Annotated in this window: 24 protein-coding genes; 17 read left to right on the forward strand and 7 right to left on the reverse strand. The window is 37.6% G+C overall.

The window, feature by feature from the left end; translation table 11 throughout:
• Nucleotides 1-12 precede the first annotated feature (12 nt).
• From ACIQXW_RS00550 to ACIQXW_RS00570, 5 genes are all read right to left on the reverse strand, one after another.
• A complete protein-coding gene (locus ACIQXW_RS00550; RefSeq protein WP_402759366.1) occupies nucleotides 13-933 on the reverse strand; it encodes an ABC transporter permease in 921 nt (306 codons plus the stop codon).
• Entirely contained in the window at nucleotides 933-1,862 is a 930-nt protein-coding gene (locus tag ACIQXW_RS00555; RefSeq protein WP_337981927.1) for an ABC transporter permease, read from the reverse strand. The genes ACIQXW_RS00550 and ACIQXW_RS00555 overlap by 1 nt, the downstream gene beginning before the upstream one ends.
• Before the next feature lie 139 nt (nucleotides 1,863-2,001).
• Nucleotides 2,002-3,657: a peptide ABC transporter substrate-binding protein gene (locus tag ACIQXW_RS00560; protein WP_402759368.1), complete on the reverse strand. Its 1,656-nt coding sequence runs from the start codon at nucleotides 3,655-3,657 to the stop codon at nucleotides 2,002-2,004.
• A gap of 841 nt (nucleotides 3,658-4,498) precedes the next feature.
• The gene (locus tag ACIQXW_RS00565) at nucleotides 4,499-6,184 is read right to left on the reverse strand and encodes a methyl-accepting chemotaxis protein (protein ID WP_402759370.1); all 1,686 of its coding nucleotides are present in this window, start codon (nucleotides 6,182-6,184) and stop codon (nucleotides 4,499-4,501) included.
• A gap of 252 nt (nucleotides 6,185-6,436) precedes the next feature.
• Nucleotides 6,437-8,131, reverse strand: coding sequence for an Rqc2 family fibronectin-binding protein (locus ACIQXW_RS00570; protein ID WP_402759372.1), 1,695 nt, complete (start codon nucleotides 8,129-8,131; stop codon nucleotides 6,437-6,439).
• Nucleotides 8,132-8,447: 316 nt separating this feature from the next.
• Here ACIQXW_RS00570 and ACIQXW_RS00575 point away from each other — a divergent pair, with 316 nt between their 5' ends.
• The 15 genes from ACIQXW_RS00575 to spoVM all read left to right on the forward strand — a co-directional run bounded on the left by ACIQXW_RS00575 (nucleotide 8,448) and on the right by spoVM (nucleotide 22,866).
• Nucleotides 8,448-9,323 (forward strand): YicC/YloC family endoribonuclease, encoded by an 876-nt coding sequence (locus tag ACIQXW_RS00575; protein WP_340825913.1) that lies wholly within the window; start codon nucleotides 8,448-8,450, stop codon nucleotides 9,321-9,323.
• A 43-nt stretch (nucleotides 9,324-9,366) separates the two neighbouring features.
• Nucleotides 9,367-9,984 carry a guanylate kinase gene (gene gmk / locus ACIQXW_RS00580; RefSeq protein ID WP_340825911.1) on the forward strand — a complete coding sequence of 206 codons (618 nt, stop codon included), beginning with the start codon at nucleotides 9,367-9,369 and terminating at the stop codon, nucleotides 9,982-9,984.
• 4 nt (nucleotides 9,985-9,988) lie between these two features.
• Nucleotides 9,989-10,216, forward strand: a complete 228-nt coding sequence (rpoZ, locus tag ACIQXW_RS00585) for a DNA-directed RNA polymerase subunit omega (RefSeq protein WP_173477811.1) — start codon at nucleotides 9,989-9,991, stop codon at nucleotides 10,214-10,216.
• 130 nt (nucleotides 10,217-10,346) lie between these two features.
• Nucleotides 10,347-11,357, forward strand: coding sequence for a bifunctional phosphopantothenoylcysteine decarboxylase/phosphopantothenate--cysteine ligase CoaBC (gene coaBC, locus ACIQXW_RS00590; RefSeq protein WP_402759374.1), 1,011 nt, complete (start codon nucleotides 10,347-10,349; stop codon nucleotides 11,355-11,357).
• The gene (gene priA, locus ACIQXW_RS00595; protein WP_402759376.1) at nucleotides 11,354-13,765 is read left to right on the forward strand and encodes a primosomal protein N'; all 2,412 of its coding nucleotides are present in this window, start codon (nucleotides 11,354-11,356) and stop codon (nucleotides 13,763-13,765) included. Before coaBC ends, priA begins: the two co-directional genes overlap by 4 nt.
• An 88-nt stretch (nucleotides 13,766-13,853) precedes the next feature.
• The gene (def, locus tag ACIQXW_RS00600) at nucleotides 13,854-14,348 is read left to right on the forward strand and encodes a peptide deformylase (RefSeq protein WP_340825905.1); all 495 of its coding nucleotides are present in this window, start codon (nucleotides 13,854-13,856) and stop codon (nucleotides 14,346-14,348) included.
• 1 nt (nucleotide 14,349) lies between these two features.
• Entirely contained in the window at nucleotides 14,350-15,291 is a 942-nt protein-coding gene (fmt, locus tag ACIQXW_RS00605; protein ID WP_340825904.1) for a methionyl-tRNA formyltransferase, read from the forward strand.
• Complete coding sequence (gene rsmB / locus ACIQXW_RS00610; RefSeq protein WP_402759378.1) at nucleotides 15,288-16,649, forward strand: 16S rRNA (cytosine(967)-C(5))-methyltransferase RsmB; 1,362 nt, start codon at nucleotides 15,288-15,290, stop codon at nucleotides 16,647-16,649. Before fmt ends, rsmB begins: the two co-directional genes overlap by 4 nt.
• The gene (gene rlmN, locus ACIQXW_RS00615) at nucleotides 16,649-17,791 is read left to right on the forward strand and encodes a dual-specificity RNA methyltransferase RlmN (RefSeq protein ID WP_340825901.1); all 1,143 of its coding nucleotides are present in this window, start codon (nucleotides 16,649-16,651) and stop codon (nucleotides 17,789-17,791) included. Before rsmB ends, rlmN begins: the two co-directional genes overlap by 1 nt.
• Nucleotides 17,792-17,797: 6 nt before the next feature.
• The gene (locus tag ACIQXW_RS00620; RefSeq protein WP_340825900.1) at nucleotides 17,798-18,547 is read left to right on the forward strand and encodes a Stp1/IreP family PP2C-type Ser/Thr phosphatase; all 750 of its coding nucleotides are present in this window, start codon (nucleotides 17,798-17,800) and stop codon (nucleotides 18,545-18,547) included.
• Between the two features lie 2 nt (nucleotides 18,548-18,549).
• Complete coding sequence (gene pknB, locus ACIQXW_RS00625) at nucleotides 18,550-20,526, forward strand: Stk1 family PASTA domain-containing Ser/Thr kinase (protein ID WP_340825897.1); 1,977 nt, start codon at nucleotides 18,550-18,552, stop codon at nucleotides 20,524-20,526.
• 11 nt (nucleotides 20,527-20,537) lie between these two features.
• Nucleotides 20,538-21,422, forward strand: a complete 885-nt coding sequence (rsgA, locus tag ACIQXW_RS00630; protein ID WP_340825896.1) for a ribosome small subunit-dependent GTPase A — start codon at nucleotides 20,538-20,540, stop codon at nucleotides 21,420-21,422.
• A 2-nt stretch (nucleotides 21,423-21,424) separates the two neighbouring features.
• Entirely contained in the window at nucleotides 21,425-22,093 is a 669-nt protein-coding gene (rpe, locus tag ACIQXW_RS00635; RefSeq protein WP_401020425.1) for a ribulose-phosphate 3-epimerase, read from the forward strand.
• On the forward strand, nucleotides 22,090-22,743 hold the full coding sequence (locus ACIQXW_RS00640) for a thiamine diphosphokinase (RefSeq protein ID WP_340825893.1): 654 nt from the start codon (nucleotides 22,090-22,092) through the stop codon (nucleotides 22,741-22,743). Before rpe ends, ACIQXW_RS00640 begins: the two co-directional genes overlap by 4 nt.
• 18 nt (nucleotides 22,744-22,761) lie before the next feature.
• Nucleotides 22,762-22,866, forward strand: a complete 105-nt coding sequence (gene spoVM / locus ACIQXW_RS00645) for a stage V sporulation protein SpoVM (protein ID WP_401020558.1) — start codon at nucleotides 22,762-22,764, stop codon at nucleotides 22,864-22,866.
• 115 nt (nucleotides 22,867-22,981) lie between these two features.
• Here the strand turns inward: spoVM and rpmB are convergent, their stop codons facing one another.
• Together rpmB and ACIQXW_RS00655 are read right to left on the reverse strand one after the other, a co-directional pair.
• Entirely contained in the window at nucleotides 22,982-23,170 is a 189-nt protein-coding gene (rpmB, locus tag ACIQXW_RS00650; protein WP_340825892.1) for a 50S ribosomal protein L28, read from the reverse strand.
• A 208-nt stretch (nucleotides 23,171-23,378) separates the two neighbouring features.
• A complete protein-coding gene (locus ACIQXW_RS00655; RefSeq protein WP_402759382.1) occupies nucleotides 23,379-24,119 on the reverse strand; it encodes an IclR family transcriptional regulator in 741 nt (246 codons plus the stop codon).
• A gap of 204 nt (nucleotides 24,120-24,323) precedes the next feature.
• On the opposite strand from ACIQXW_RS00655, the gene ACIQXW_RS00660 reads away from it, so the two are divergent.
• Entirely contained in the window at nucleotides 24,324-25,196 is an 873-nt protein-coding gene (locus ACIQXW_RS00660) for a dimethylarginine dimethylaminohydrolase family protein (protein ID WP_401020422.1), read from the forward strand.
• Nucleotides 25,197-25,214: 18 nt separating this feature from the next.
• Nucleotides 25,215-25,976: a dimethylarginine dimethylaminohydrolase family protein gene (locus ACIQXW_RS00665; protein ID WP_401020421.1), complete on the forward strand. Its 762-nt coding sequence runs from the start codon at nucleotides 25,215-25,217 to the stop codon at nucleotides 25,974-25,976.
• Nucleotides 25,977-26,005 lie beyond the last annotated feature (29 nt).

A 26,005-nucleotide genomic window follows, 5' to 3' on the forward strand; every position in this document is an offset into this window, starting at 1 on the left:
TCGGCCACCTCCTTATTTACGTAGTTTTGGATCTAATGCATCACGTAAGCCGTCACCAACTGCGTTAAACGCAAAGATTGTTAGTGAGATAAATACCGCTGGGAAAATTAAACGCCAAGGGGCATTTGTAATTGCTTTATTCCCTTCAGATGCCATTGTACCCCATGAAGCGTGCGGAGCAGGAACACCAAGTCCTAAATAACTTAAGAATGACTCGGTGAAAATAGCAGACGGAATTGTTAGAGTCATTGTTACTAAAATCGCACCAAGTGCATTTGGAATTAAATGTTTTAAGATTAAATGCATTGTGCTCGCACCTAAAGTACGTGCAGCAAGTACATATTCTTGATTTTTAATGGATAATACTTCACCACGAACGATACGAGCCATGCTAATCCAGCCTGTAATCGAAAGGGCGATAATCATAGGGAATAAACCTGGTTGTAAAACTACTAATAAAACGATTACAACTAAAAGGTAAGGCACAGCTGTTAATACGTCGGCAATACGCATCATAATATTATCAACACGACCACCTGCTAAACCTGAAATACTTCCCCAAAGAACACCAATCACTAAGTCAATAACAGCCGCTGTAATCCCGATAAATAGGGAAATACGAGCACCTGCCCAAATACGTACGAAAATATCACGACCTAAATCATCTGTCCCAAACCAAAAATCAGCAGATGGGCGACTGTTGTAGACACCAAGTTGATCGCTATATTTATATTGTGAAAGCATTGGAACAGTAATCGCCATTATAATAACGATAATCAGTGTAATTAAACCGAAAATTGCCATTTTATTATGTGAAAAGCGAATAAATACTTCCTTCCAGAAGGAAACGGATTTATCAGCTAATTTATCTGTTGCTTCATGATTTCCACCGACAATTTTAAACATATCTTTGTTAATCGGTTGCTGTGTCATTACTTTTTCGCTCCCTTCAACTTAATTCGCGGATCAACAATGCTATATAGAATATCGACAATTAATACCGCAAATAAAAGGATGATTGAATAGAACACTGTCGTTCCCATGATAACTGTGTAATCACGGTTTGTAATACTTTGTACAAAGTGTTTACCTAGACCAGGGATTGCGAATATTTGTTCAACGATGAAACTACCTGTTACAACACCAGCTGTTAATGGGCCAAGGTAAGTAAGAACTGGCAGTAAGGAATTTCGTAAAGTATGGCGGAAAACGATTGTCCATTTGCCAATTCCTTTAGCACGTGCCATTTTTACATAATCACTGCTATTTTGCTCAAGCATACTTGAACGTGTTAATTTTGCGATAAAACCCATGTGTGAGAATGCGATAGCAAGGGCAGGTAAAACACTATAGATGAAGCCCTTCCATCCACTAACAGGGAACCAGCCTAATTTAAAGGCTAAGAAATACTGCATTAAGCCTGCCAAAATAAATGATGGTACTGAAATACCGAGCACCGCAAAGGTCGTTGCCAAATAATCCGGCCATTTATTATGATAAAGCGCTGAAACTACGCCTATTAATACACCGAATCCAATCGCCAGTAGCATAGCTTCAATCCCAAGTGTTAACGAAACTGGGAAGCTCTCATTAATCATATCATTTGTAGAACGCGCTTTATACTTCATAGACTCACCGAAATTAAATGAGGCCGTATCGATTAAATAATCTTTATATTGAATATACCAAGGGTTATTTAATCCATACGTTTCGTTTAACTTTTCCTCAATTTGAGGAGGGAAATTACGTTCACTTGCAAAAGGACTACCTGGAGCAAGACGCATTAAGAAAAACGTAGCCGTTACGATGACGAAAAGCGCGAGAAGTATATACATCAGCCTTTTCAAAATATATTTAATCACATAAAACTCCTCCTTCTATTTGTCAATTTTCTGACAAATAAATGCCTTCGTATTTTAAAAAGAGCTGACTCGCGCCGAAGTGGCCACGAGGCAGCTCTTCGCTGTAGAGCTTAAAAGATAAAAGATTCAGTAGTGAAAATTATTCCACATCAACATATTTAAGTTTAATGTTACCTAAAATATCTGGAACCATGTTTTTAACTTTTTTATCAACTACTGAAAGGTTAGTGTAGTAGTAGATTGGCGCAACAGGGAATTCTGAAACTGCGATAGATTCAGCTTGTTTTAATAGGTCTAAACGTTTAGCAGAATCACCTTCAGCAATAGATTGTTTTAACAATTCTTTGTATTTAGGGTTTTCCCAGCCTGTATCGTTGTTACCATTTGCTGCTGTATCATACATTTCAAGGAATGAATAAGCATCGTTGTAGTCAGCGATCCAACCCATACGTCCTACTTGGTAGTCAAGAACGTTAAGTTTTTCTAAATACACTTGCCATTCAGAGTTATCAAGACCTACAGTAATACCAAGGTTTTTGCTCCAGCCTTCTTGGATGAATTGAGCAATAGAAGCATGTCCTTCACTTGTATTGAATGAAACATTAATTTTAAGATCTTTTGGATCTTTAATACCAAGTTCTTTCATACCAGCTTCAAGTGCTGCTTTAGCACCTTCGATATCGTTATCTTTGAAGTAACCACGGTCTTCTTCAAAACCGTTAATTGCAGATGGAACCATACCTAAAGCAGGTTTTTGTTCACCTTTAGTAATGTTGTCAATTAAGCCTTGACGATCGATTGCTAATGTTAACGCTTTACGGATGTTAGCGTTTCCAGTAATTTTGTCTGTTGTATTGAATTTGTACCAGTATACACCAGCATAGTCAGCGATTTGTAATGAACCGTCTGCTTTAAAGCCATCAATTTCATCAAGTGAAACTGTTTGATAAGGAGCACCTAAATAATCGATTTCTCCAGTTTTGAACATTGTTGAAGCTGTTGCTTCATTTTCAACCATACCAATGTTTACAGTATCTAGAGCTACACTAGAAGCATCCCAATACTCAGGGTTTTTCTTTAATACTACTGAATCATTGTGTTTCCAAGTATCTAATGTGAATGGTCCGTTCGTTACGAAGTTTTCACCAGCATCAGTGTACCAGTTATCATTGCCTTCAACTACTTTTTGATTTAAAGGAGCATATGTTTTAAATGCAACTAACTCTAAGAAGTAAGCTGTTGGTTGTTGTAAAGTTACAACTAAAGTTTTGTCATCTTCAGCTTTAACACCAACATCATCAGCAGAACCTTCGCCTAAGTTATAAGCTTCAGCGCCTTTAATTGGGTAAAGTAAAGATGCGTACTCAGATAAGTTTTCAGGATTTAAAGCCCATTTCCAAGCATATTCGAAGTCGCCAGCAACTACTGGATCTCCGTTTGTCCATTTTGCATCACGTAATTTGAAAGTGTAAGTTAATAAATCTTCACTCTCTGTATAGCTTTCAGCCATACCAGGAGCTGGTTTTCCATCAAGGTCTAAAACCATTAAACCTTCAAATACGTTTTGAAGAATTGCCCCAGAAGTAGTATCTGTTGCAAGTTGTGGATGTAAAGATGGCGGCTCAGAAGCTACAACTACGTTCAACTCTTTAGAAGAAGCTGTTTCTGATGAACCAGAATCTTTTTTATCGTCTTTTGCTTTATCAGACGAATCTCCACCGAAGCCACATGCAGCAAGTACTAGTGAAAATACTGCAAGGACTGTAAGTAATAAAAACTTTTTGTTCTTATTCATGTGAATCCCCCTTATACAATTTTTAAGCCTTTTGTGAAGCTCCTATTTAATATACCAAAAAAGTCATTGTGCACAAAATAAAAAAGATTCAAATTTATATAGTATTATCTGACATTTACAAGAATAATAATTTTCTTCGGTCTATTACTTCAGTGTACGAAAGTGTTTAAATAATGAGAATTTGATTTAAAACAGCTAAAAATATCAAAAATAAAACAAAATCGAAAAAATGACTTACTATACCGAAAATTCCTATTTTTTCGATAATATTATGACGCAATAAAAAATGATTCAAAAGTCACAGTTGTTATACCTTAAGAAATTTATATAGTTTTGTAGAAAATCATCGTAAAACTAAGTGAATATGATTTTTAATAAGGTAATTTCTTGTAATTTCTAATCTAAAAATATGAATAATACTATCTATAAATGATATATAAAAATTTTGTTTTGTATTTATCTAGTATTTAGCTTTAAGAGAGAAAAAAAGGGAAAAGGAGAGAAATTTGTATGAAATAGCATGCGGTTTAATAGATAGAATAGCGCCATTTAAGCACAAGATAGTAGTCTAATATTTTTTTAAAATAATACTATGACGTTTTGGAAAGCGGTTGAATATATGAAAAAGCGTTATTTATTAACGTTTAGATAAAAATTCGAAGTTTGTTTTTCTCTTTTTCGGCATATATCTACATGGTGATATGTATTTTGTATAAAAATGATTTCTTATTAAAAATTTATCTGAAGTTCGTCAATTCATTCGATTTTTAATAAATGTATTGCATAGAAAAATACTCTAGGCAAACGCAATGTGTCGTTTACCTAGAGTATTTTTTGAGGTTTATAACTTAAATTGATGTATCTGATTTTGTAAATCTAAAGACTTTTCACTTAAATCTGTCGCTACTAAGTTTACTTGTTGGATTGTTGCGGCTTGTTCTTTCATTGCCTCAGCGATAATTTTCGTATTGTCAGCACTTGCTGAAGCACCATAAGCAATTTCAGCAACAGAAGCTGCTACTTGCTCAGCACTGGCAGATATTTCTTCAGAAGTTGCAGAAATATCTTCAATTTGATCTGACATTGTATTAATTGCTGTAACGATAGATTCAAAAGCAATGCCTGCATTTCCTATCATTTTAACACCGTCTGTTACAGAATGAAGGCCATCAAATACTGCCTTTTCTACATTTTTGGTATCTTGTTGTATGTCTTTTGTTAAAGCAACAATTTGATTGGCAGATTGTTTTGATTCTTCCGCTAGCTTGCGTACCTCGTCTGCTACTACAGCGAAGCCTTTACCATGTTCACCAGCACGTGCGGCTTCGATAGCGGCATTAAGTGCAAGTAAATTTGTTTGATCCGTAATTGTTGTTATAACTTCTGTAATATTGCTAATTTCTACTGATTGTTTACTAAGTTTTTGAACGAGCGTGTTAATCAGTTGAGTTGAATCATTGATGACGTTCATTTGTTGCTGTGCTTCTTCTATAATGCTGTTACCACTGTTGGCTGTTTCAGATGTAGCAATAGCACTATGGTGAAGCTGTTGTGTTGCTTCTGCAATACGTTGTACCCCTGTTGCAGTTTCATCCATAGCCGCAGCACTTTCCTTTGCAGCAACTGTTGCGGCTACTGCTGACGCAGCAGTGTCATTAATACGTGATGTAACCTCGTCTGTTGTAGCAGAAACTTCTTCAGTAGAGGCAGTTAACTCTTCGGCTGCGCCTGTTAAATGTTCGGAGTTTTCTTGTATATGTGTCATTAAACTACGAACGTTACTTTTCATCGTGTTAAAGGCTACTGCTAGCTGGCCAATTTCATCTTTAGATTGATTTGCAATATCTTGATGATATAATTCACCATTTGCAATATTGTTAGCAGCAACTACTACTGATTTTAAAGGGCGAGTAATTTTACGTTGTACATAGAACATAAGGAATAAGCCGAGTGTTACACCAATAGTAAGCGCAATAACCGAAATGATTTGAGAATTTTTTACTGCCTGTTTAGATTCCTTCGTAATAATTTCTAATTGATTCTTTTGATAGTCTACAATTTTATCAGAGACTTCTGATAATTTTCTGTTAGCTTGTTGGGCTTCACCATTTACTTTTTGTAAAGCTTCTTCTATATTACCTCTATCATGTAAAGCTAAAACAGTACCAGCTGCTTTGTTAAAAGCATTGTTATATGTATTAAGCTCTTTAGCGTATTCAATCATTTCGGGTGAATCTGCTTTTTCTGTAATTTCCTCAACATGCTTATCAAGCATTAATGAATATTTTTCAAAACTCTCCTTATTATATGGAGTATCTTCTATAAACATTGCGCGAATAAAAAGACCTTGCATCGCTAATTCAATTTTAATATTATCCGATAATTCAACTAAGGAGACGCGATTTTCTAATGCATCTTCAACTTTACTTTCAATTTTAGAAAATTGTATAAACAAAATAAGCAAAGAAATGAATAAGGTAAAGATGATCGAGAAAAAACCGAAGCTTAACTTTTTGCCAACAGACATAGTGAATACGCCCTTTCTGAATTGCTTAAAAATTTTTATAGTTAAATTAAGACATCGTGGAGGCTAGAAGTCAATAACAGAAGGTAGAAACAGTTCAGAATAATCATTGTGGAAATCTTAAAATATCGTAATAGGGAACATAGCCTGTAAAAAACACAAAAGGCATTGATTTTTATCTATATATAGTACACATTGCGGAGAAAGAACTTTGTGAAAGAAAAATACGATGCAATTAGCATCGTATTCCTATCTTTAAGACTGTTTTTTTAACTGTAAAATGACAGTTTCATCTGGATCGATAAACAATGTTTTTTGTTCGAAATAGATAACAAATCCAGGTTTAGAACCATTTGGCTTTTTGACTTGACGTATTTCTGTATAATCTACTGGAACAGAGGAAGAGTCGCGCGCTTTTGAGAAATAAGCGGCAAGTATCGCAGCTTCTCGCAATGTCGTATCATCTGGCTCAGTAGCATGAATGACTACATGTGAACCCGGTATGTCCTTTGTATGTAGCCATATATCAGTACGTTTAGCAATTTTAAATGTTAGCATATCATTTTGTTTATTGTTTTTGCCTACAGAAATAGGTGTCCCTGTAGATGATATATAATGTTCTGGTTCAGGTTTTAGTTGTTTTTTCTTTTTCTTAGCGTGACGTAGTTTTAAATAGCCTTGTTCCGCTAATTCTTCACGTATTTCTTCTATATCACCTGGAGCTGCTTGTTGAACCTGTTGAGCTAGCATCTCAAAATAAGTAATTTCTTCTTTTGTTTTTTCAAGTTGCTCTTGTACCATAATAAGGGCATTTTTAGCCTTTGTGTATTTTGTGTAATAACTTTGCGCATTTTCAATAGGTGTTTTTCGTTCGCTTACAGGAATCGTAATTTCTTCAGCGGACTCACTATAATAGTTAGTTACTGTTACTTCCTTCACACCTTTTTCGAAAGCGTATATATTGGCCATAAGCAGTTCCCCAAATAATTGGAATTGATCTAGTTTGGAAGCACGCTCATAGTCTTTCGTCAGTTTTTTTATCTTTAATGACAATTTATCGATTTCGTTTTGTAGCCAGCGTTCTAAATCTCCAGCTTGTTGTTTCACACGATCTCGCTCAGCACGTGCAAAAAATACGCGGTCAAGCAGTTCATGTACATTTGGATAAACAGTTTTTTCTCCTTGTAAATGGGTTAAAGCGATAGGAGAGAAATAGGTTTTGTTATTGGAAAATACATACATTGGTTCTGTGCCGCCATCACGAAAGGCTGCCATAAAGTCTCTGAAGCATACTACTTTATTAGTTGCAGTTGTTAAGCGGAATAATAATTCCTCGGCATGTAATGGAGAAAAGCCGACAAATTGCGAAACAACTTCTTTTGCTGTTTTCGGCTCAGTAAAAAATGCTGTTAACTGCTCATCTGAGACCGATAGGGGTTGCCATTTATTTTGGGCAGGTGGTGCAATATAAGGCTGTCCAGGTAATATTGTGCGGAAACTATTCATCGATGGTGATAAATGTTTTAAACTATCGATAATTTTATTTTGTTCCTTATCAATTAATAGCAGGTTACTATGGCGACCCATAATTTCTGCGTGTAATTCCCGTACAATTGGATCGCCAATTTCATTTTTACTATGGATTTCTACTATAATAATGCGATCTAGGTCGTGCTGTTTAATAGATGAAATAAAACCACCTTCTAAATGTTTACGTAATAACATACAAAACATAGGAGGTTCCGCGGGGTTTTCTATTGTTTGCTCAGTAAGATGTACACGTGCATAGGAAGGGTGGATAGAAAACAATAATTTGTGGTTGCCACCATTTGCGCGAACTTGTAAAACAACTTCTTGAGCATTAGGTTGATGTATTTTAGTAATGCGACCTGTTACTAATTGTTGCAGGTCTGTTGTCATTGAATAAGTAAATAAGCCATCGAATGCCATTTTAATTCCTCTTTCCAACGATATATTGCATCATTGTGTATTCGTATATAATAGTAATTTTTGCGCCATATTTGGCTGTGTATATGAACATATAGGATGGGATTCTTCCTATTATAAATTGTGTTCAAACAGCCATCTCATGTATGGATGCATTTTTTGTATGTTTATCATAGCATTTTTTAGGTGAATATTAAAATATAGCTTCAGATGTGGTAGAATTAATTTTTGCACTAGCGAATTTTTTGTGGAGAGACGTCATAAATGACAGAGCTTATGTTATAATAATCCCAGTATGCAAAGAAAGGTGTGACGAACCTTGGTGCGTAGTATGACTGGTTTTGGCAGAGGTGTCACAACAACAAGAGACTTTCAGTTAACCGTAGAAATACGCTCGGTCAACCATCGTTTTTTAGAAATTCATGCAAAGTTCCCAAAAGAATGGCTTGAAGCAGAAATTTTTGCTAAGAAATTGATTTCACAAGCTTTATCACGTGGAAAAATTGATGTGATGGTAGATGTGAAGGATTTAGAAAACGTCGAGCAATCTATTGAAATTAATTGGTCATTAATTGAAGCGTATCGTAAGGCAAAAGAGCAATTAGCAAGTAAAGTACCCCTAGAAGAAAAATGGACAATGCAGGAGCTATTAGCGCTAGAGCAAGCGTTAGTACAGAAAAAACCGCAACTAACGCCAGAGGATTTATTGGGGGCAGTTGAGCATGCGGTGACAGAAGCTACTAGACAGTTGATCCAAATGCGTGAGCGTGAAGGGCAAGAATTGCAAGATGTTGTTGTACAATATAAGGAACAGTTAATGGAACAAGTGAATCAAATTCGCTCGTATTCATCACTTGCTGTTGAAAAATATCGTACGCGATTATTAGAACGAATTGCTGAAATAGCAGATGGAGCGCTCTTAGAAGACCGTTTGCTCGCAGAAGTAGCGATATTTGCTGAACGAGTGGACATAACAGAAGAGTTAGATCGTTTAGATAGTCATTTTAACCAACTGGAAGAAACGTTACTAGAAACAGTTTCAATCGGACGTAAATTAGACTTTTTAATGCAGGAGATTCATCGCGAAATTAATACAATAGGTTCAAAAAATCAATCGACAGAAGCAGCCGTTGCAGTAGTTCAGGCAAAAACAATTTTAGAAAAGATGCGAGAGCAAGTTCAAAATATCGAATAATATGCTTGCATCTGTTATAAATTAAGGGAGATATAGAGAATAAATGATAAAAGAACGTGGATTATTAATTGTTCTGTCTGGCCCATCTGGTGTAGGAAAAGGGACAGTGCGAAAAGAATTATTTTCTCAACCGAATACGAATTATGAGTATTCCATCTCAATGACAACACGAAATCCTCGCGAAGGTGAAGTAGATGGTGTAGACTATTTTTTTAAGTCGCGTGAAGAGTTTGAAACGTTAATTGAACAAGGTGGCTTATTAGAACACGCTGAATTTGTAGGGAATTACTACGGCACTCCGTTAACGTATGTAAATGAAACACTTGATGCTGGTCGTGATGTGTTTTTGGAGATTGAAGTACAAGGAGCAGCGCAAATTCGTAAAAAAGCACCGGATGCCTTATTTATTTTCTTAGCCCCTCCAAGTTTAACGGAATTAAAAGATCGTTTAGTTGGGCGTGGGACAGAGACAGCGGATGTTATTGCGAAGCGCATCGCAACTGCAAGTGAAGAGCTTGAAATGATGAGCTTATATGATTATGTAGTTGAAAATGATGAAGTGACAAATGCCTGTGATCGTATAAATGCGATTATTAAAGCCGAGCATTGTCGAAGAGAACGTGTTGAAAAAAGATATTTGTCAATGTTGAGAGGAGAATAAACCAATGTTATACCCATCAGTAGATGCCTTAAAAAAAGAGATCGATTCAAAATATTCTTTAGTAAGCTTAGCGTCAAAACGTGCTCGTCAAATGCAAGAGATTGAAGGTACTGAGCGCTTGCACAAATATGTTTCCTATAAATATGTAGGGAAAGCACTTGAAGAGGTAGCAGCAGGTGTACTTACGAAAGTATCTCAAGATGAGTCAGCTGTGTACGAAGACGAAATCTAACATTGATGTAACAAAGCTTTTGCCAAGTTAATGTTAAAATCTGCAGTGATTTTTTGATTATACAAGAATGCCGAGAGCTCCCGAGGAATTGTCCTTTGGGAGCTTATCGTTTGAAAGGACGACATTGTAGATGAACAAAAATATTTTACTTTGTGTATCAGGTGGTATTGCTGTTTATAAAGCTGTAGCACTAGTGAGTAAGCTATCTCAGGCAGGTGCCAACGTAAAGGTCATTATGACAGCATCGGCGCGACAGTTTGTCAATCCGTTAAGCTTTCAAGTCATGTCAAAAAATGATGTCTATTTCGATACATTTGATGAAAAGGATTCAAATGTGATTGCCCATATAGATTTAGCAGATTGGGCAGATTTAATATTAGTTGCACCTGCAACTGCAAATGTCATTGGTAAACTCGCAAACGGTATTGCTGATGATATGGTCACGACGACTTTACTTGCCACAACTGCTCCCGTCTGGCTTGCGCCAGCAATGAATGTTCATATGTATGATCATCCAGCAGTAAAACGCAACTTGGCACAGCTAGCGGCAGATGGCTATCAATTTATTGAACCGTCAGAAGGCTTTTTAGCGTGTGGCTATGTTGGCAAAGGTCGTTTAGAGGAACCAGAAAATATTACAGCTCTTGTGCAAGATTATTTTTCATCAAAGGTAAAGCTATTAGCAGGTAAAAAGGTGCTTGTGACAGCGGGTGCATGGTATGTCCCTTTGGATGATCAACATGTAATTAGTACAAAGGCGAATGGTCGGATTGGACAGGCGTTAGTGAATGAAGCACGAGCACTTGGAGCACATGCGATTTTAATTGGTGGAGAAGCTTCAAATGCCAATGATCTTATTGCGGAAGTTGAGCGCTTAAAAAAACAATATCCACATGCATTTTTACTTCACGCGGCCCATATACCAACTATTGAAAGAGCGCCTATTCTGTCTGTCGAAGGTACGACTGCAGTGACATTTGGACAAAAAGTTTATGGTGAACCGATGTTACAAGTTTTATCTGACGAGTGGATTGATTTTAGTCATACTGCGAAAGTAAATGGTGAAGTATTGGATGTCTCGGACGCGACACAGTTTGCGAAAGTTTTATGGCAGCATGTATTACAAGGTGAAGCGCAATGAGTTTATATGCTGAGATTATAGTGGATGTTTCGACATACCATGTAGATCGCACATTTGACTATGCTGTTCCTACAGAATGGATAGCTGTTATAGAAAAAGGTTGTCGTGTGAAAGTACCTTTTGGACCAAGAAATGTACTAGGATTTGTCGTAGGTTTAAAAAGTGACACAGATGTCCCTGAAAACAAAATAAAGCCAATTGCACAAATTTTAGATATAGAGCCCGTTTTCACAGAAGAAATGCTGTTGATGGCAAAGTGGTTAAAAAACGAAACGATTTGTTATGAAATTGATGCTTTGCAAGTAATGCTACCTTCAGCACTTCGGGCAAAGTATGAAAAGATTGTTAAGTTACAAGTTGAGCAAGATACATTGCCAATACAAGTTCAGCAGATTTTTGGAAAACGTCAAAAGGCAAACTTTAAGGAATTTGAACGTGTAGGTTTATTGCCGTTATTAAAACAACTGATTGCAGATAAAATTGTAAAGATAGAAAATGTTGTGAAGCAACAAGGGAATGTTAAAGAAGTACGTATGGTCAAAATAGCAGAAGACGAACAAGCGCTAAGAAATGCAATGTTAGAGGCATCGAGAGCTGCGAAGCAACGATCTTTAATTGAATGGATGTCTACGCATCTAGGAGAAATTTTTACGCCTCAGCAAATTTATGATGAAACAGATGTATCTGCTGCAGTATTACAAGCGGTCATTGACAAAGGAGCTGCGCGTTTTATACAGGAAGAAGTGTATCGAGATCCTTTTACAAACGAAGTTGCGCGCACCCAATCTTTACAATTAACGGACGAGCAGGCTGTTGCATTAAACGCCATTGCACACTCACTTGATACACATTCCGCTTCAACCTTTTTATTGCAAGGTGTAACAGGTAGTGGTAAAACAGAAGTCTACTTACAGGCGATTCAAAAGGTTTTACATGAGGGCAAGGAAGCGATTATGCTAGTGCCTGAAATTTCCTTAACACCGCAAATGACAGAACGTTTCCGTAGTCGCTTTGGTGAAATGGTTGCGGTCATGCATAGTGGGTTATCTGTAGGTGAGAAGTATGATGAATGGCGGAAAATTCAACAAGGCAAAGTAAGGGTAGTAGTTGGTGCGCGGTCAGCAATTTTCGCACCTTTTACAAATTTAGGGCTCATTATTTTAGATGAGGAACATGAATCTACTTACAAGCAGGAGGATTCCCCACGCTATCATGCGAGAGATGTGGCAATTTGGCGTAGCCAATATTACCAATGTCCTGTCATTTTAGGTAGTGCGACACCTGCCCTTGAGTCGTTTGCTCGTGCAAAAAAAGGTGTCTATACACTACTTACTTTAAAACAACGTGCACTGCATCAGGCGATGCCAACTGTATTTGTTGCAGATATGCGCGAGGAACTGCAAAAAGGAAATCGCTCTATGTTTTCTGAACTGCTCATTGAAGGGATACGTACTCGACTCGAACGACAAGAACAGATGGTGCTATTTTTAAATCGAAGAGGGTATTCGTCATTTGTGCTATGTCGTGATTGTGGTACTGTCGTACAATGTCCGAACTGCGATATTTCGCTAACCTATCACCGCACAACTGAAAAACTGAAGTGTCATTACTGCGGTTATGAAGAACATGTACCACAAATTTGTCCGCAATGTCAAAGTGAGCATATACGGTATTTTGGGACAGGAACGCAAAAAGTGGAAGAAGAAATTTATAAGCTATTCCCAGAGGCTAGGGTACTAAGAATGGATGTTGACACAACAAAGCACAAGGGGGCGCATGAAGAGATTTTGCAAGCATTTGGTGAGGGGCAAGCCGATATTTTACTCGGTACGCAAATGATTGCAAAGGGACTTGATTTTCCTAATATTACACTTGTTGGTGTGCTTAGTGCCGATACATCATTGCATCTACCAGATTACCGTGCAGCGGAACGGACTTTCCAGTTACTCACACAGGTAAGTGGTAGGGCAGGACGACATGATAAACCAGGTGAGGTCGTCATTCAAACTTATACTCCTGAGCATTATGCAATTGAATTAGCTAAAGTACAAGATTACGAGCCATTTTATGAACGAGAAATGTTTTTACGCCGTCGTTCAGGCTATCCACCTTACTATTTCGTTGCGCTTATACAAGTATCTCATGAAGATGTCATGATGGCAGCGGAGTATGCCGGGCGAGCCGCGGATTGGCTTCGGGGAAATTTATCAAATCAAGTGTCTATTATAGGCCCAACAGTTGCAAGTATTAGCCGTCTCCAAAATAGATATCGCTATCAATGTTTGATAAAATATAAAATTGAACCAAATCTGATACCTGTATTGCAACGATTACTTGCAATGTATCGAGCAGAATGGATAAAACAGGGCATATTAATGACGGTAGATTTAGACCCGTCTACTATATAGGGATGCTATAAGATACAAGTTCAGTTTATTTGCCTGAGATAAAAATAAAGGCGGAGAAGTCTTAAATATTAGAAATGAGGAACGAGAAATGGCGATTAAAAAAGTGATCGAACATCCAGCAAAAATTTTATCAACACCATGTGCTGAAGTAACAGAAATTAATGAAGATATTATAGCATTACTAGATGATTTATATGACACGATGGTGGAATATGATGGTGTTGGTATTGCAGCACCACAAATAGATGTAGGTTTACGTGTGGCAATTGTCGAGCTTGGCGAGGAAAGAGATATTTTAGAAATGATTAATCCTACTGTTATAAAAACAGACGGTGCAGAAGTGGATATCGAAGGTTGCTTAAGTTTTCCTGGTCTTTATGGAGAAGTTGAACGTCCTGACTATGTAAAAATTGAAGCGTGTGACCGTGAAGGGCGTGTGTATGAGCTTGAGGCGGGAGGCTTTGAAGCGCGAGCAATTTTACATGAAATTGATCATTTAGATGGTATATTATTTGATTCTAAAATTAAACGTATTCTTACAGAAGAAGAGCTAGAAGAAATGTACGCAGAAGAGGAGGAATAACATGACGTCGATTATTTTTATGGGAACACCTGATTTCTCAGCGCCAATTTTGCGTATGCTACACAAAGAAGGCTATGATATTAAAGCAGTTGTTACACAACCAGATCGACCAGTAGGGCGTAAGCGAGTGCTAACACCGCCACCTGTAAAGGCAGCGGCATTGGAATTAGGCTTGCCTGTTATTCAACCTGAAAAGCTACGTGGCTCTGAAGAATTACAGCAAATACTTGAATTACAGCCAGATATCGTCATTACAGCTGCATTTGGACAAATTTTACCGAAAGAATTGCTCGATGCGCCACCACTAGGCTGTATTAATGTGCATGCATCACTTTTACCGAAATACCGCGGAGGAGCTCCTATTCACCAAGCAATTATTGATGGTGAAAAAGAGACGGGTGTAACAATTATGTATATGGCGGAAAAGTTAGATGCAGGCGATATTATATCTCAAAAGGCAATAGCTATCGAAGAAGATGACCATACAGGTCGCCTATTTGATAAACTAAGTGTTGTAGGCTGTGACCTATTAAAAGAAACACTTCCTTCTATTATAAATAGAACAAATAGCCGTACTGTACAAGATGAAACACAAGTGACATTTGCGAGCAATATATCTCGTGAACAAGAACGAATTGATTGGACAAAGGATGCAACGACTTTATACAATCAAGTGCGAGGACTTCATCCTTGGCCAGTAGCTTATACTACTTTTGAAGAAGGAAACTTTAAAATTTGGTGGGCGCAAGTAGGACAAGCAAAACATAATGCTACGCCTGGTACAGTCGTAGCAATTGCAAAGGACCATTTTGAGGTTGCGGCTGGAAATGGCACAGCACTTGCATTATATGACATTCAGCCAGCGGGTAAAAAACGTATGACGGCAGAGGATTATTTACGAGGTACAGGTTCAAAATTACAGATCGGGGACCAGTTTAAATGAGTAAAAAAAGCGTAGTAATTTGGGATGGCAATGTACGGGATGCCGCACTTTCTATCCTATTAGCAGTAGATAAAAACCAAGCGTATAGTAATTTACTTTTACACGAAACGATTAAACGCCATAAAATTGAATCAAAGGATCGTGCGCTTTTAACAGAAATTACGTATGGTACGCTTCAATATAAAATGACCCTCGACTATTATTTAGAGCCATTTGTTCGTGGTAAACTAGATCATTGGGTGCGCTGGCTATTGCGTTTGTCGCTCTATCAAATGCATTATTTAACGCGTATTCCGCCTCACGCAGCAGTGAACGAAGCGGTAGAAATTGCAAAACGCCGTGGACACCAAGGAATTGCATCTACGGTCAATGGTATTTTACGTTCTATATTGCGTCAAGGTGTACGATCTTTAGAAGATATAAAAAATCCTATAGAACGTCTTGCTATCGAAACAAGTCATCCACAATGGTTGGTAGAACGCTTTGTAAACAATTATGGTGTAGAAGTAGCTACAGCAATGCTTCATGAAAATAACGTACCGCCCGTGCAAACGGTTCGTGTCAATACGACGGTGGCGACTACAGAACAAGCGATTGAAAGCTTACAAGCTGAAGGTTTAACTGCACAGCTAAGTGGTTTAATGCCCGAATGTCTACATGTGACAAATGGCCAACCTGCTCGTACAAAGGCATTTCAGGAAGGACTTATCACTATTCAGGATGAAAGCTCGATGATTCCTGCAAATGTTTTGAATCCTTCTCCAGGAATGCGCGTCTTAGATATGTGTGCAGCACCAGGTGGTAAAACGACACATTTGGCAGAAAAAATGGACAATAAAGGTTCCATTTTGGCAACGGATTTGCACCCACATAAATTAGATTTAATCGACCATAATACAGAACGTCTAGGACTTGATATTGTAGAAACAGCTCCGATTGATGGACGTAAGGCTCCAGAGTTTTTACAACTAGAATCGTTCGACGCGGTGTTAGTCGATGCTCCGTGTAGTGGTTTAGGTGTTATGCGTCGTAAGCCGGATATTAAATATACGAAGCGTGAAGAAGATTTAGAAAACCTTCAAAAAATCCAGTTGGCACTACTCGATGCAGCAACTAAAGTACTAAAAAATGAAGGCAAGCTTGTGTACAGTACATGTACAGTCGATAAACAAGAAAACGAAGGCACTGTTGATGCCTTTTTAAGAGAGCATCCAGAAATGGAAGCTATACAACTAGAATCTTTACCAACAAAATTAGCGGAAAAGCAAGCAAATGGCATGCTTCAAGTCTTCCCACAAGACTTCGGCAGTGATGGTTTCTTCGTCGCAGCCTTTCGTAAAAAAGGAGAATCCAACTAATGGTGGATCAAGAGCAATTTAATGAACGCATTAACGACTTAGTCGATGAAGCTGAAGAAAAGCCAGTTCGACGAGCGAAAAAAGAAAAACCGAATTTAAAAGAATCAATTTATTCATTACAACCACATCAATTAGAAGAATGGCTAAAAGAAAATGGGGAAAAACCATTCCGAGCTGCACAAATTTTTGACTGGTTATACAATAAACGTGTTAAAACATTTGAAGAAATGTCTAACCTATCAAAAACATTACGTGACAAGTTAGAGGCAAGCTTTGCGTTAACAACATTGTCAACGATCATTAAACAGGAATCAAAAGATGGTACGATTAAATTTTTATTCCAGCTACAGGATGGATATTCTATTGAAACAGTTTTAATGCGTCATGAATATGGCAACTCAGTATGTGTAACTACACAGGTAGGCTGTCGAATTGGTTGTACGTTTTGTGCATCAACTTTAGGTGGCTTGAAGCGCCATTTATTAGCAGGTGAAATTGTAGAGCAAGTTGTAAAAGTACAGCAAGCTTTAGATGAGGTAAATGAACGTGTGTCACATATCGTTATTATGGGCATTGGTGAGCCTTTCGATAACTATGATGCCATGATGAGCTTCTTAAAAGTCATTAATCATGAAAAAGGTTTAAATATTGGGGCACGTCACATTACTGTATCAACATCTGGCATTGTACCTAAAATTTATCAATTTGCTGATGAACAGCTTCAAATTAACTTTGCTGTATCATTGCACGCACCAAACCAGGAGGCACGTCAAAAACTTATGCCGATTGCACGTGCGTACAAATTAGATGAATTAATGGAAGCTGTTCGTTACTATACGAAAAAAACGGGCAGACGTGTAAGTTTTGAGTATGGTTTAATGTCAGGTGAAAATGATTCTGTTGAAGTTGCAGAAGAACTTTCTGCATTAATAAAAGGAATTAAATGCCACGTAAACTTAATTCCTGTAAACTACGTACCAGAACGTGATTATATCCGTACATCTCGTAGTAAAATTTTTGCTTTTGAAAAAACTTTAAAGAAAAATGGTATAAACGTAACAATCCGTAGAGAGCAAGGGTCTGATATCGATGCGGCATGCGGACAATTACGTGCGAAAGAGAGATCTGAAGAAACGAGGTGACCAGTGATGGAATACACAGTCGAAAGTGATATTGGTTTAAAACGAGCAATTAATGAAGATCGAGCTGCATTTTTTAAACGACCAGATGGACTTGCACTAGCACTTGTAGCGGATGGCATGGGTGGACATAATGCTGGCGATGTGGCGAGTGATATGGCAATGAAACAAATGGAGAACGTTTTTTTACAAGCAGAGACACATCATTTTGCAACTATGACATCAAAAAAAGAATGGTTACTACAATCAGTTAAGCAATTGAATAAAAATATATTCGACTATTCTTTATCACACGAAGACTGTAAAGGAATGGGTACGACGTTTATTGCCGCGTTAATTGAAGGACATTATTGCTTCATTGCGCATGTTGGCGATAGTCGCGTGTATTATTTCTTTGATGATGGCGCACAACAAATAACAAAAGATCATTCTTACGTTAATGTTCTACTTGAAAATGGTGAAATTAGCGAAGAGGAAGCGTTGACGCATCCGAAGAAAAATTTCATTTTAAAAGCTGTTGGAACAGAGGAAACTATTGAGCCAGACTTTTATGAAGTAGAGCTAGCGCCAGAATCGTATTTACTAATTTGCTCTGACGGTTTAAGCAATAAACTGTCAGTGTATGAAATGGCATCTATCATTACCTATCCAGATTTAATTGAAGAAAAAGGACGAAAACTTGTGGAATTAGCCAATGCAAGCGGGGGAGAAGATAACATCTCCCTCGTGTTACTCACAAGGCAAGATGAGGAGGTGTAAGTATGCTTGTAGGAAAACGAATTAGTGACCGTTATAAAATTATAGATCTCATTGGTGGCGGAGGCATGTCCAATGTATACTTGGCGCATGATATGATATTAAATAGGGATGTAGCAATAAAAATATTACGCTATGATTTTACCAATGAGGATGAATTACATCGACGTTTTCAACGTGAGGCACTTTCAGTTACAAGCCTTACACATCCAAATATTGTAAGTATTTATGATGTAGGTGATGATGGAGATCTGCATTATATAGTGATGGAATATGTTCAAGGAAAGACGTTAAAGCAGTACATACAGGAATTTGCACCAATTTCTCCTGCCAGAAGTGTGCATATTATGAAGCAATTAACGTCAGCGATTGCCAATGCCCATGAAAATCATATTATCCACCGTGACATTAAGCCACAAAATATTTTAATGGATGCGGATGGTAATGTGAAAATTACGGATTTTGGAATAGCTATGACGCTGAGTGCGACATCATTTACCCAAACAAATTCTGTGCTAGGGACTGTGCATTATTTATCACCAGAACAAGCGCGTGGTGGAACAGCAACAAATAAATCAGATATTTATGCGCTTGGCATTGTGTTGTATGAATTACTAACAGGGGAATTGCCTTTTTCGGGTGAATCTGCTGTTTCCATTGCACTTAAGCATTTGCAATCAGAGACACCATCGGTTCGAGCATTTGATGGTACAATTCCGCAAAGTCTAGAAAATGTGGTGTTAAAGGCTACTGCCAAAGATGCTTCCCATCGTTATGCGACCGTAGAAGAAATGCAAGAGGACTTGGATACGGTATTATCATCAACACGTATTAATGAACCAAAGTTTACGATTCCTATCGATAATGACGCTACAAGAGCCATTCCAATTATAAAGGAACAGCCAATACGCAAAGATGAGGATTTAACGCAAACAAGAGCGATGGCGCCTATCACACAGTCGAAAGTTGAAGCAAAGACTAAGAAACCTGTTGAAAAAGTGGCGCCTGTTAAACAAAAGAAAAAATGGCCAATATATGTGACGGGGCTATTAGTAGTCGTTATTGCTATGTTCCTATTCTTTTTATTTGCAACAGATTTATTTAGTCCGAAAAAAATTGAGGTGCCTAGTGTTGCTAATTTAACGGTAGAAGAAGCTACAAAAAAATTACAAGATGAAGGCTTTGTTGTAGCAGAACAAAAACAAGAGCGTAATTCTGAGGAAGTTGAAAAAGACAAAGTCATTGAAACAGACCCTGCAGAAGGTGCAAAGCGAGTTAAGGGAACTGAAGTAGGGTTAATTGTCAGTTTAGGTGTAGAAACGATTAAAATTGATGACTACACGGGGCAACAAATTAGTCAAGTTGAGTCATTGTTAAAAGATAAACTTTCAATCCAAAAAAATTATGTGCATTCCAAACAGCCTGAAGGACAAATTATTGAACAAGATCCGGCAGAGGGTGCTGAGATAATCGCTAAAGATGCAACGATTACATTTACGATAAGCCAAGGCGTAAAGATGATTACAGTAGATAGTGTTGCAAATTACACGAAAGCTCAAATGGATGATTACGTAAATCGAGTAGGGTTGAAATGGCGTACCGTTCGAGAGGATTACAATGATACCGTCGCAGCGGGCAGTGTCATTTCACAAACGCCGAAACCGGGTACTAGCTTAATGGAAGGCGATACAATTGCAGTTGTTTTAAGTAAAGGACCGGCTGAGAAACCTGTGAAGACATTTATTAAAAATGTTTTAATTCCATATGAGCCGTCTGAAGAAGGCGCTGAACAAGTTATACGCATTGAAATTCAAGATAAAACCCATACAATGGTGAAAACCTTTGATGAATTTACTATTACTAGTGACCGACAATACAAAATACAACTCGTCATCGTAGAAGGTGAAGAAGCGGCTTATAAAATAATCCGTGACTCTGAAATTATCGAGTCAGAAAGCTTTAATTATGATGACGTTAAATAAGGGGGAATTGGATGGCGCAAGGCCAAATTCGTAAAGCATTAAGTGGCTATTATTATGTTTATAATGGTGAAGAGCTCTTACAATGTCGAGGACGTGGGGTATTTCGCAATCGCGGAGAATCCCCGCTAGTCGGTGACTTTGTTGAGTATACACTTGAAACAGAAGGATCAGATGGTACAATTCAAAAAATACTTGATCGTCAAAATGAACTTGTACGTCCACCGATTGCCAATATCGATCAAGGCATTTTAGTGTTTTCTGTAAAAGAGCCAAACTTCAATACAATTTTACTCGATCGTTTCCTAGTCGTTTTAGAGTCATTTCATGTACACCCAATCATCTGCCTTACAAAGATGGACTTAATAGAAGACGATGAGCGTAAGGAATTACAGAGCTATATAGAAGATTATGAAAACATGGGATATACAGTGCTTCAAACCTATAAAGATGAGGAAGAACTAGTTGATCGACTTCAGCCAATTTTAAAGGGGAAAACTTCGGTGCTTGCTGGACAATCTGGTGTTGGGAAATCAACATTACTGAACACGTTAATCCCTGATTTAAATTTAAAAACAGGCATTATTTCGCAAAGCTTAGGACGAGGCAAACATACGACTCGTCATGTTGAGTTAATAGAAGTTTGTGACGGTTTATTGGCGGATACACCAGGATTTAGCTCATTTGATTTTGATGAAATTGAAAAAGAAGAGTTAGGTGCATGTTTTCCAGAGATAACACGAATTGCTGAGGATTGTAAATTCAGAGCCTGCTTGCATTTGAAGGAACCTAAATGCGCAGTTAAGGCAGCAGTCGAAACTGGAGAAATTCGTGAGTACCGCTACAAGCATTACGAACAATTTATGCAAGAAATTATGGATCGAAAGCCGAGGTATTAATCATGATACAAATAGCACCATCAATTTTAGCAGCAAACTTTGCAAAACTAGGAGAAGAAGTTAAAGACGTAGAACGAGCAGGTGCAAAGCTTATTCATATCGACGTGATGGACGGTCATTTTGTACCGAATATTTCATTTGGCTCAATTGTGTTGGATGCCATTCGTCCTTTAACGGATTTACCGTTAGATGTTCATCTCATGATTGAAAACCCAGATCAATATATTGAACAATTTGCTAAAGCGGGAGCAGACTATATTACAGTACATGTAGAAGCTTGTCGCCATTTACATCGTACAATTCAATTGATTCGTTCTTATGGAGTAAAGCCAGGTGTAGTATTAAATCCACATACACCAATTGAATCTATTCAACACATTTTAGAGGATATTGATATGGTGTTATTTATGACAGTGAATCCTGGATTTGGTGGTCAAAAGTTCATTCATTCTGTTGTGCCAAAAATTGAAGCGTTATCAACAATTATTAAAGAGCGTAACTTAGACGTTGCGATTGAAATCGATGGTGGTATTAATGCGGAAACAATTGTTCCTTGTGCAAAAGCAGGGGCAACAATTTTTGTAGCAGGCTCAGCGATATACAGCAAAGAAGACAGAACAGCGGCACTGCAAGAGATTCTAACTGCTGGTGAGGCTGCGATTAAAGGATGACCACTGTTGTCGTTTGTGCGGGCGGTCCGAAAGAGGAGCTTTGTTCCTTTGAGCCGTATAATAAGCGAAATGATGTCATATTTATCGGTGCAGACCGAGGATCGCTGTATTTAATTGAGCAAGGAATTAGACCACATGCCATTGTTGGTGATTTTGACTCATTATCACAAGAGGAATATCAATATGTTATGGAGCATGCAAATGATGCTCAGCGTTTCCGAGAAGAAAAGAATGAAACGGATACGGATTTAGCGCTATTAAAGGCATTAACCTATGCCCCTAGCGATATTGTGTTGACAGGTGTTACAGGTGGTCGTTTGGATCACTATGAGGCAGCTGTTCGTTCGATCTATCGTTTACAGATAGAACATCCCCTACTTGTGTTGAAAATTATTAATCATGCTAATATGTTGCAGTTTTTGGTGCCAGGCACGCACACAATTCAAGCGGATGATCGCTATCGCTATTTGTCTTTTTTTGCGCATGAGCAACCTATTCTAGGGGTTACATTAAGACATGTTAAATATGAAACGACGAATGAAGAAATTTCATTAGGTTCAAGTCGATTTACAAGTAATGAAATAATAGGCACTTTAGGGTCTATATCCTTTACGCAAGGCATATGTTTAATGATAAGAAGCATAGATTAGCGTAAGGGGGAGAGAGTCCTGAAAGTATATACGTTCCAATTGCCGAAAGTTGTGAGTAGCATTACGCGTACGTGTATTAACCTATTTAAAAAAGATAAGAAAGAAGCTAAAAAATCCGACTGATGCCAGTCGGATTTTTTTTCATAGCTATATAAAGGCGGTTGGTAGTCTGCCTTAAATAATGAAAGAAAAAAATCGATTTACGCTATATGCGAAATCGATTTTTTAGAAGCGGTTATTAAACGCGCTCGATTTTACCTGATTTTAAAGCACGAGTAGAAACCCATACACGTTTTGGTGTACCGTTAACTAGGATACGAACTTTTTGAAGGTTAGCGCCCCAAGTACGTTTACTAGCGTTCATAGCGTGGGAACGGTTGTTACCAGTACGAGCTTTACGTCCAGTGATTACACATTGTTTTGGCATGTTGTATTCCCTCCTTACAGTTGATGCTGAAAGATTATTATTTCAGTTCGGTATTTCACATACCATAATAATTTAACATACGAAGTCATTCAGTGCAACAGTTTTCACATAACCTTTCAAGAAAAAAACCTTTACAGACAAAAATCTGCTATGAAAAAAACACTGTACAATGGTCACTAGATTCATTGTACAGTGTATATTTAATAAATTACTTCCCGCGGTAGCCAAGCTTTGTTGAAACACGTTTTCCTGTTTCTTTTAGGCTTTCTATAAGGAAGTTGATATGTTTGTCGCTAACGTTAAAGCTAACAAAGCCTATACTAACAGCACCTATAATTTCTCCGAACCCATTAAAAACAGCTACAGCGACTGAGGAAGTACCAGCCGTTCGTTCACCGTGGCTTATAGCATAGCCTTGTTTCCTTATTTGTTCTAATTGTTCTTCTAAATCAGCCATTTCTTCGATAGGGACTAGTTGATTCATAATTTCCTTAGCTTGTACAGTAGGTATAGAGGCTAACAATGCTTTATTGGCTGCTCCTATATGCATTGGGATGCGAATACCGAGTTGATCATAAATTCGAATCGGATTTGCTGCACTATCAATTCTTTCGATAATAATAGTATCTAACCCCGCAGGCTTGCTTAAATAAACACTTTCCTCAACTTCTCTTGCTAGGCGCTCTAATTCGGGTCTAATTTTGCTAATATAGTCCATCGTATCATACACTTGTAAGCCTAATTCCATCCATATCGTTCCAAGGCGGTAGTGTTTCGTTTGCTCGTCTTGTTCAATCATTCCTTGTGCAATCATCGCTTTTAAAATTCTATGTAATGTACTTAGTGGTAAATCGCATTTGGTGGATAGCTCTGAAATAGACAAACTGCCTTCTGCTGCTTCTGAAGCTAACACTTTAGCAATTGTCATTGCTCGTTCTAATAACTGCATTTTGTCCCACCTCCTCTAATCATATTGTATTTTTATTCTCTGTTTACGTCTAGTTCATTCCAAATGAGTAAGCACTTTTAAAATTGTTTAATATTAAAATTTTTCTAAATATATTGACAGTATAACATAAAACGCATATATTTTTTATATAAACTTTCCTCTTAACGGAAACGTTTTCCACTACACGGAAAAGGGGTGAAAGGTATGCATTATTGTTCATCCATGTATGCACCTTTAAAACACGTAATTGTCAAACATCCAAAAGAAGCTTTTAAAAGCCAAGAGCATCTAACGGATGAATGGAAAACTTTCAACTATTTATCAGAACCAAACTATAATGAGGCCATTACAGAATATGCTGAATTTATAGCAATTTTAGAGAAGTATGTTGAACAAATTGATTATTTACCAGCTTCAGATGATGTAGGGTTAGATTCGCTTTATGCGCATGATCCTGTTAAATTCACGCCACACGGTGCGATTATTTTGAAATCTGGAAAGAAATTGAGACAACCTGAAGCAACTGTATACAAGGAATTTTTACAAAGCAAAGGCATTTCTATCATAGGGGAACTGTCAGGCGATGCTGTTTCAGATGGTGGGGATATTGTTTGGCTTGATGACCGTACACTTGTTGTTGGCCGAGGATATCGCACGAATGATGAAGCCATTCGTCAAATTAAGGAAATGACAGCGGATGTTGTCGATGAATTTATCGTTGTACAGCTTCCTCATGATTTAGGTGAAGCGGAATGCTTACATCTAATGTCCTTTATTAGTATGGTGGACAAGGATTTGGCAGTAGTACATTCTCGTTTAATGCCAGTATTTTTCCGTCAGCTTCTTATTGAACGAGGGATTCAGTTAGTTGAAGTACCTAAAGATGAATATGACACGCTCGGCTGTAATGTCTTGGCACTTGCACCAAGAGTATGTGTTATTCCTGAAGGTAACCCATCTACAAAACAGCAGTTATTGGATGCAGGCGCTACAGTTTATGAATATAAAGGTGAAGAAATCACAGTAAAAGGAACAGGTGGACCAACATGTCTAACTTGTCCTGTAATCAGAGGATAAAAAAGGAGACGAATAAAAATGTTTAAAAATGTCATTGTAAAAAATCCAGGTAATAGCTTTGTAAACGGTTTAACAACGAGTGATCTAGGAAAACCTATTTTAGAAAAGTTATTTGAGCAGCACGTACAATATGTAGAAGCTTTAAAAAAATGTGGTGTAGAGGTTACACAACTAGCGGCAGATGAAGCTTTCCCTGATGCTACTTTTGTAGAAGATACAGCAGTACTAACTTCTGAGTTTGCTATTATTTCAAATCCAGGAGCGGAAGCGCGTAATCGCGAAATTGAAGATATTGAACCAGCAGTTAAAAAATTCTATGACAAACTATATTACATCGAAGCGCCAGGTACACTTGATGGTGGAGATGTTTTACAAGCAGAAAAGAAATTTTATGTAGGTATTTCTGATCGTACAAACGAAGAAGGTGCACGACAATTTAAAGAAATTGTTGAAAAAGAAGGCTATGAAGCTACGATTATTCCATTAAAAGAATTCTTCCATTTAAAAACGGGAATTGCTTACGTTGGACAAAATCGTATGGTCGTTGCTGGAGAGTTTATCGACCACCCTGCTTTTGCATCATATGAAAAAATTGTTATTCCACAAGAAGATGAGTATTCAGCGAACTGCATTCAAGTAAATGACTATGTCATTATTCCAGCTGGCTACCCTGATACAAATCGTAAATTAAATGACTTAGGCTATAAAACAATTGAACTTGATATGTCTGAGTTTAGAAAACATGACGGCGGCTTAAGCTGCTTATCCCTTCGTTTTTAATTAAATGTATATATGCCCAATCAATTTGT

This window comes from Lysinibacillus sp. NPDC097162 (assembly GCF_044762185.1).
Lineage (GTDB): Bacteria > Bacillota > Bacilli > Bacillales_A > Planococcaceae > Lysinibacillus.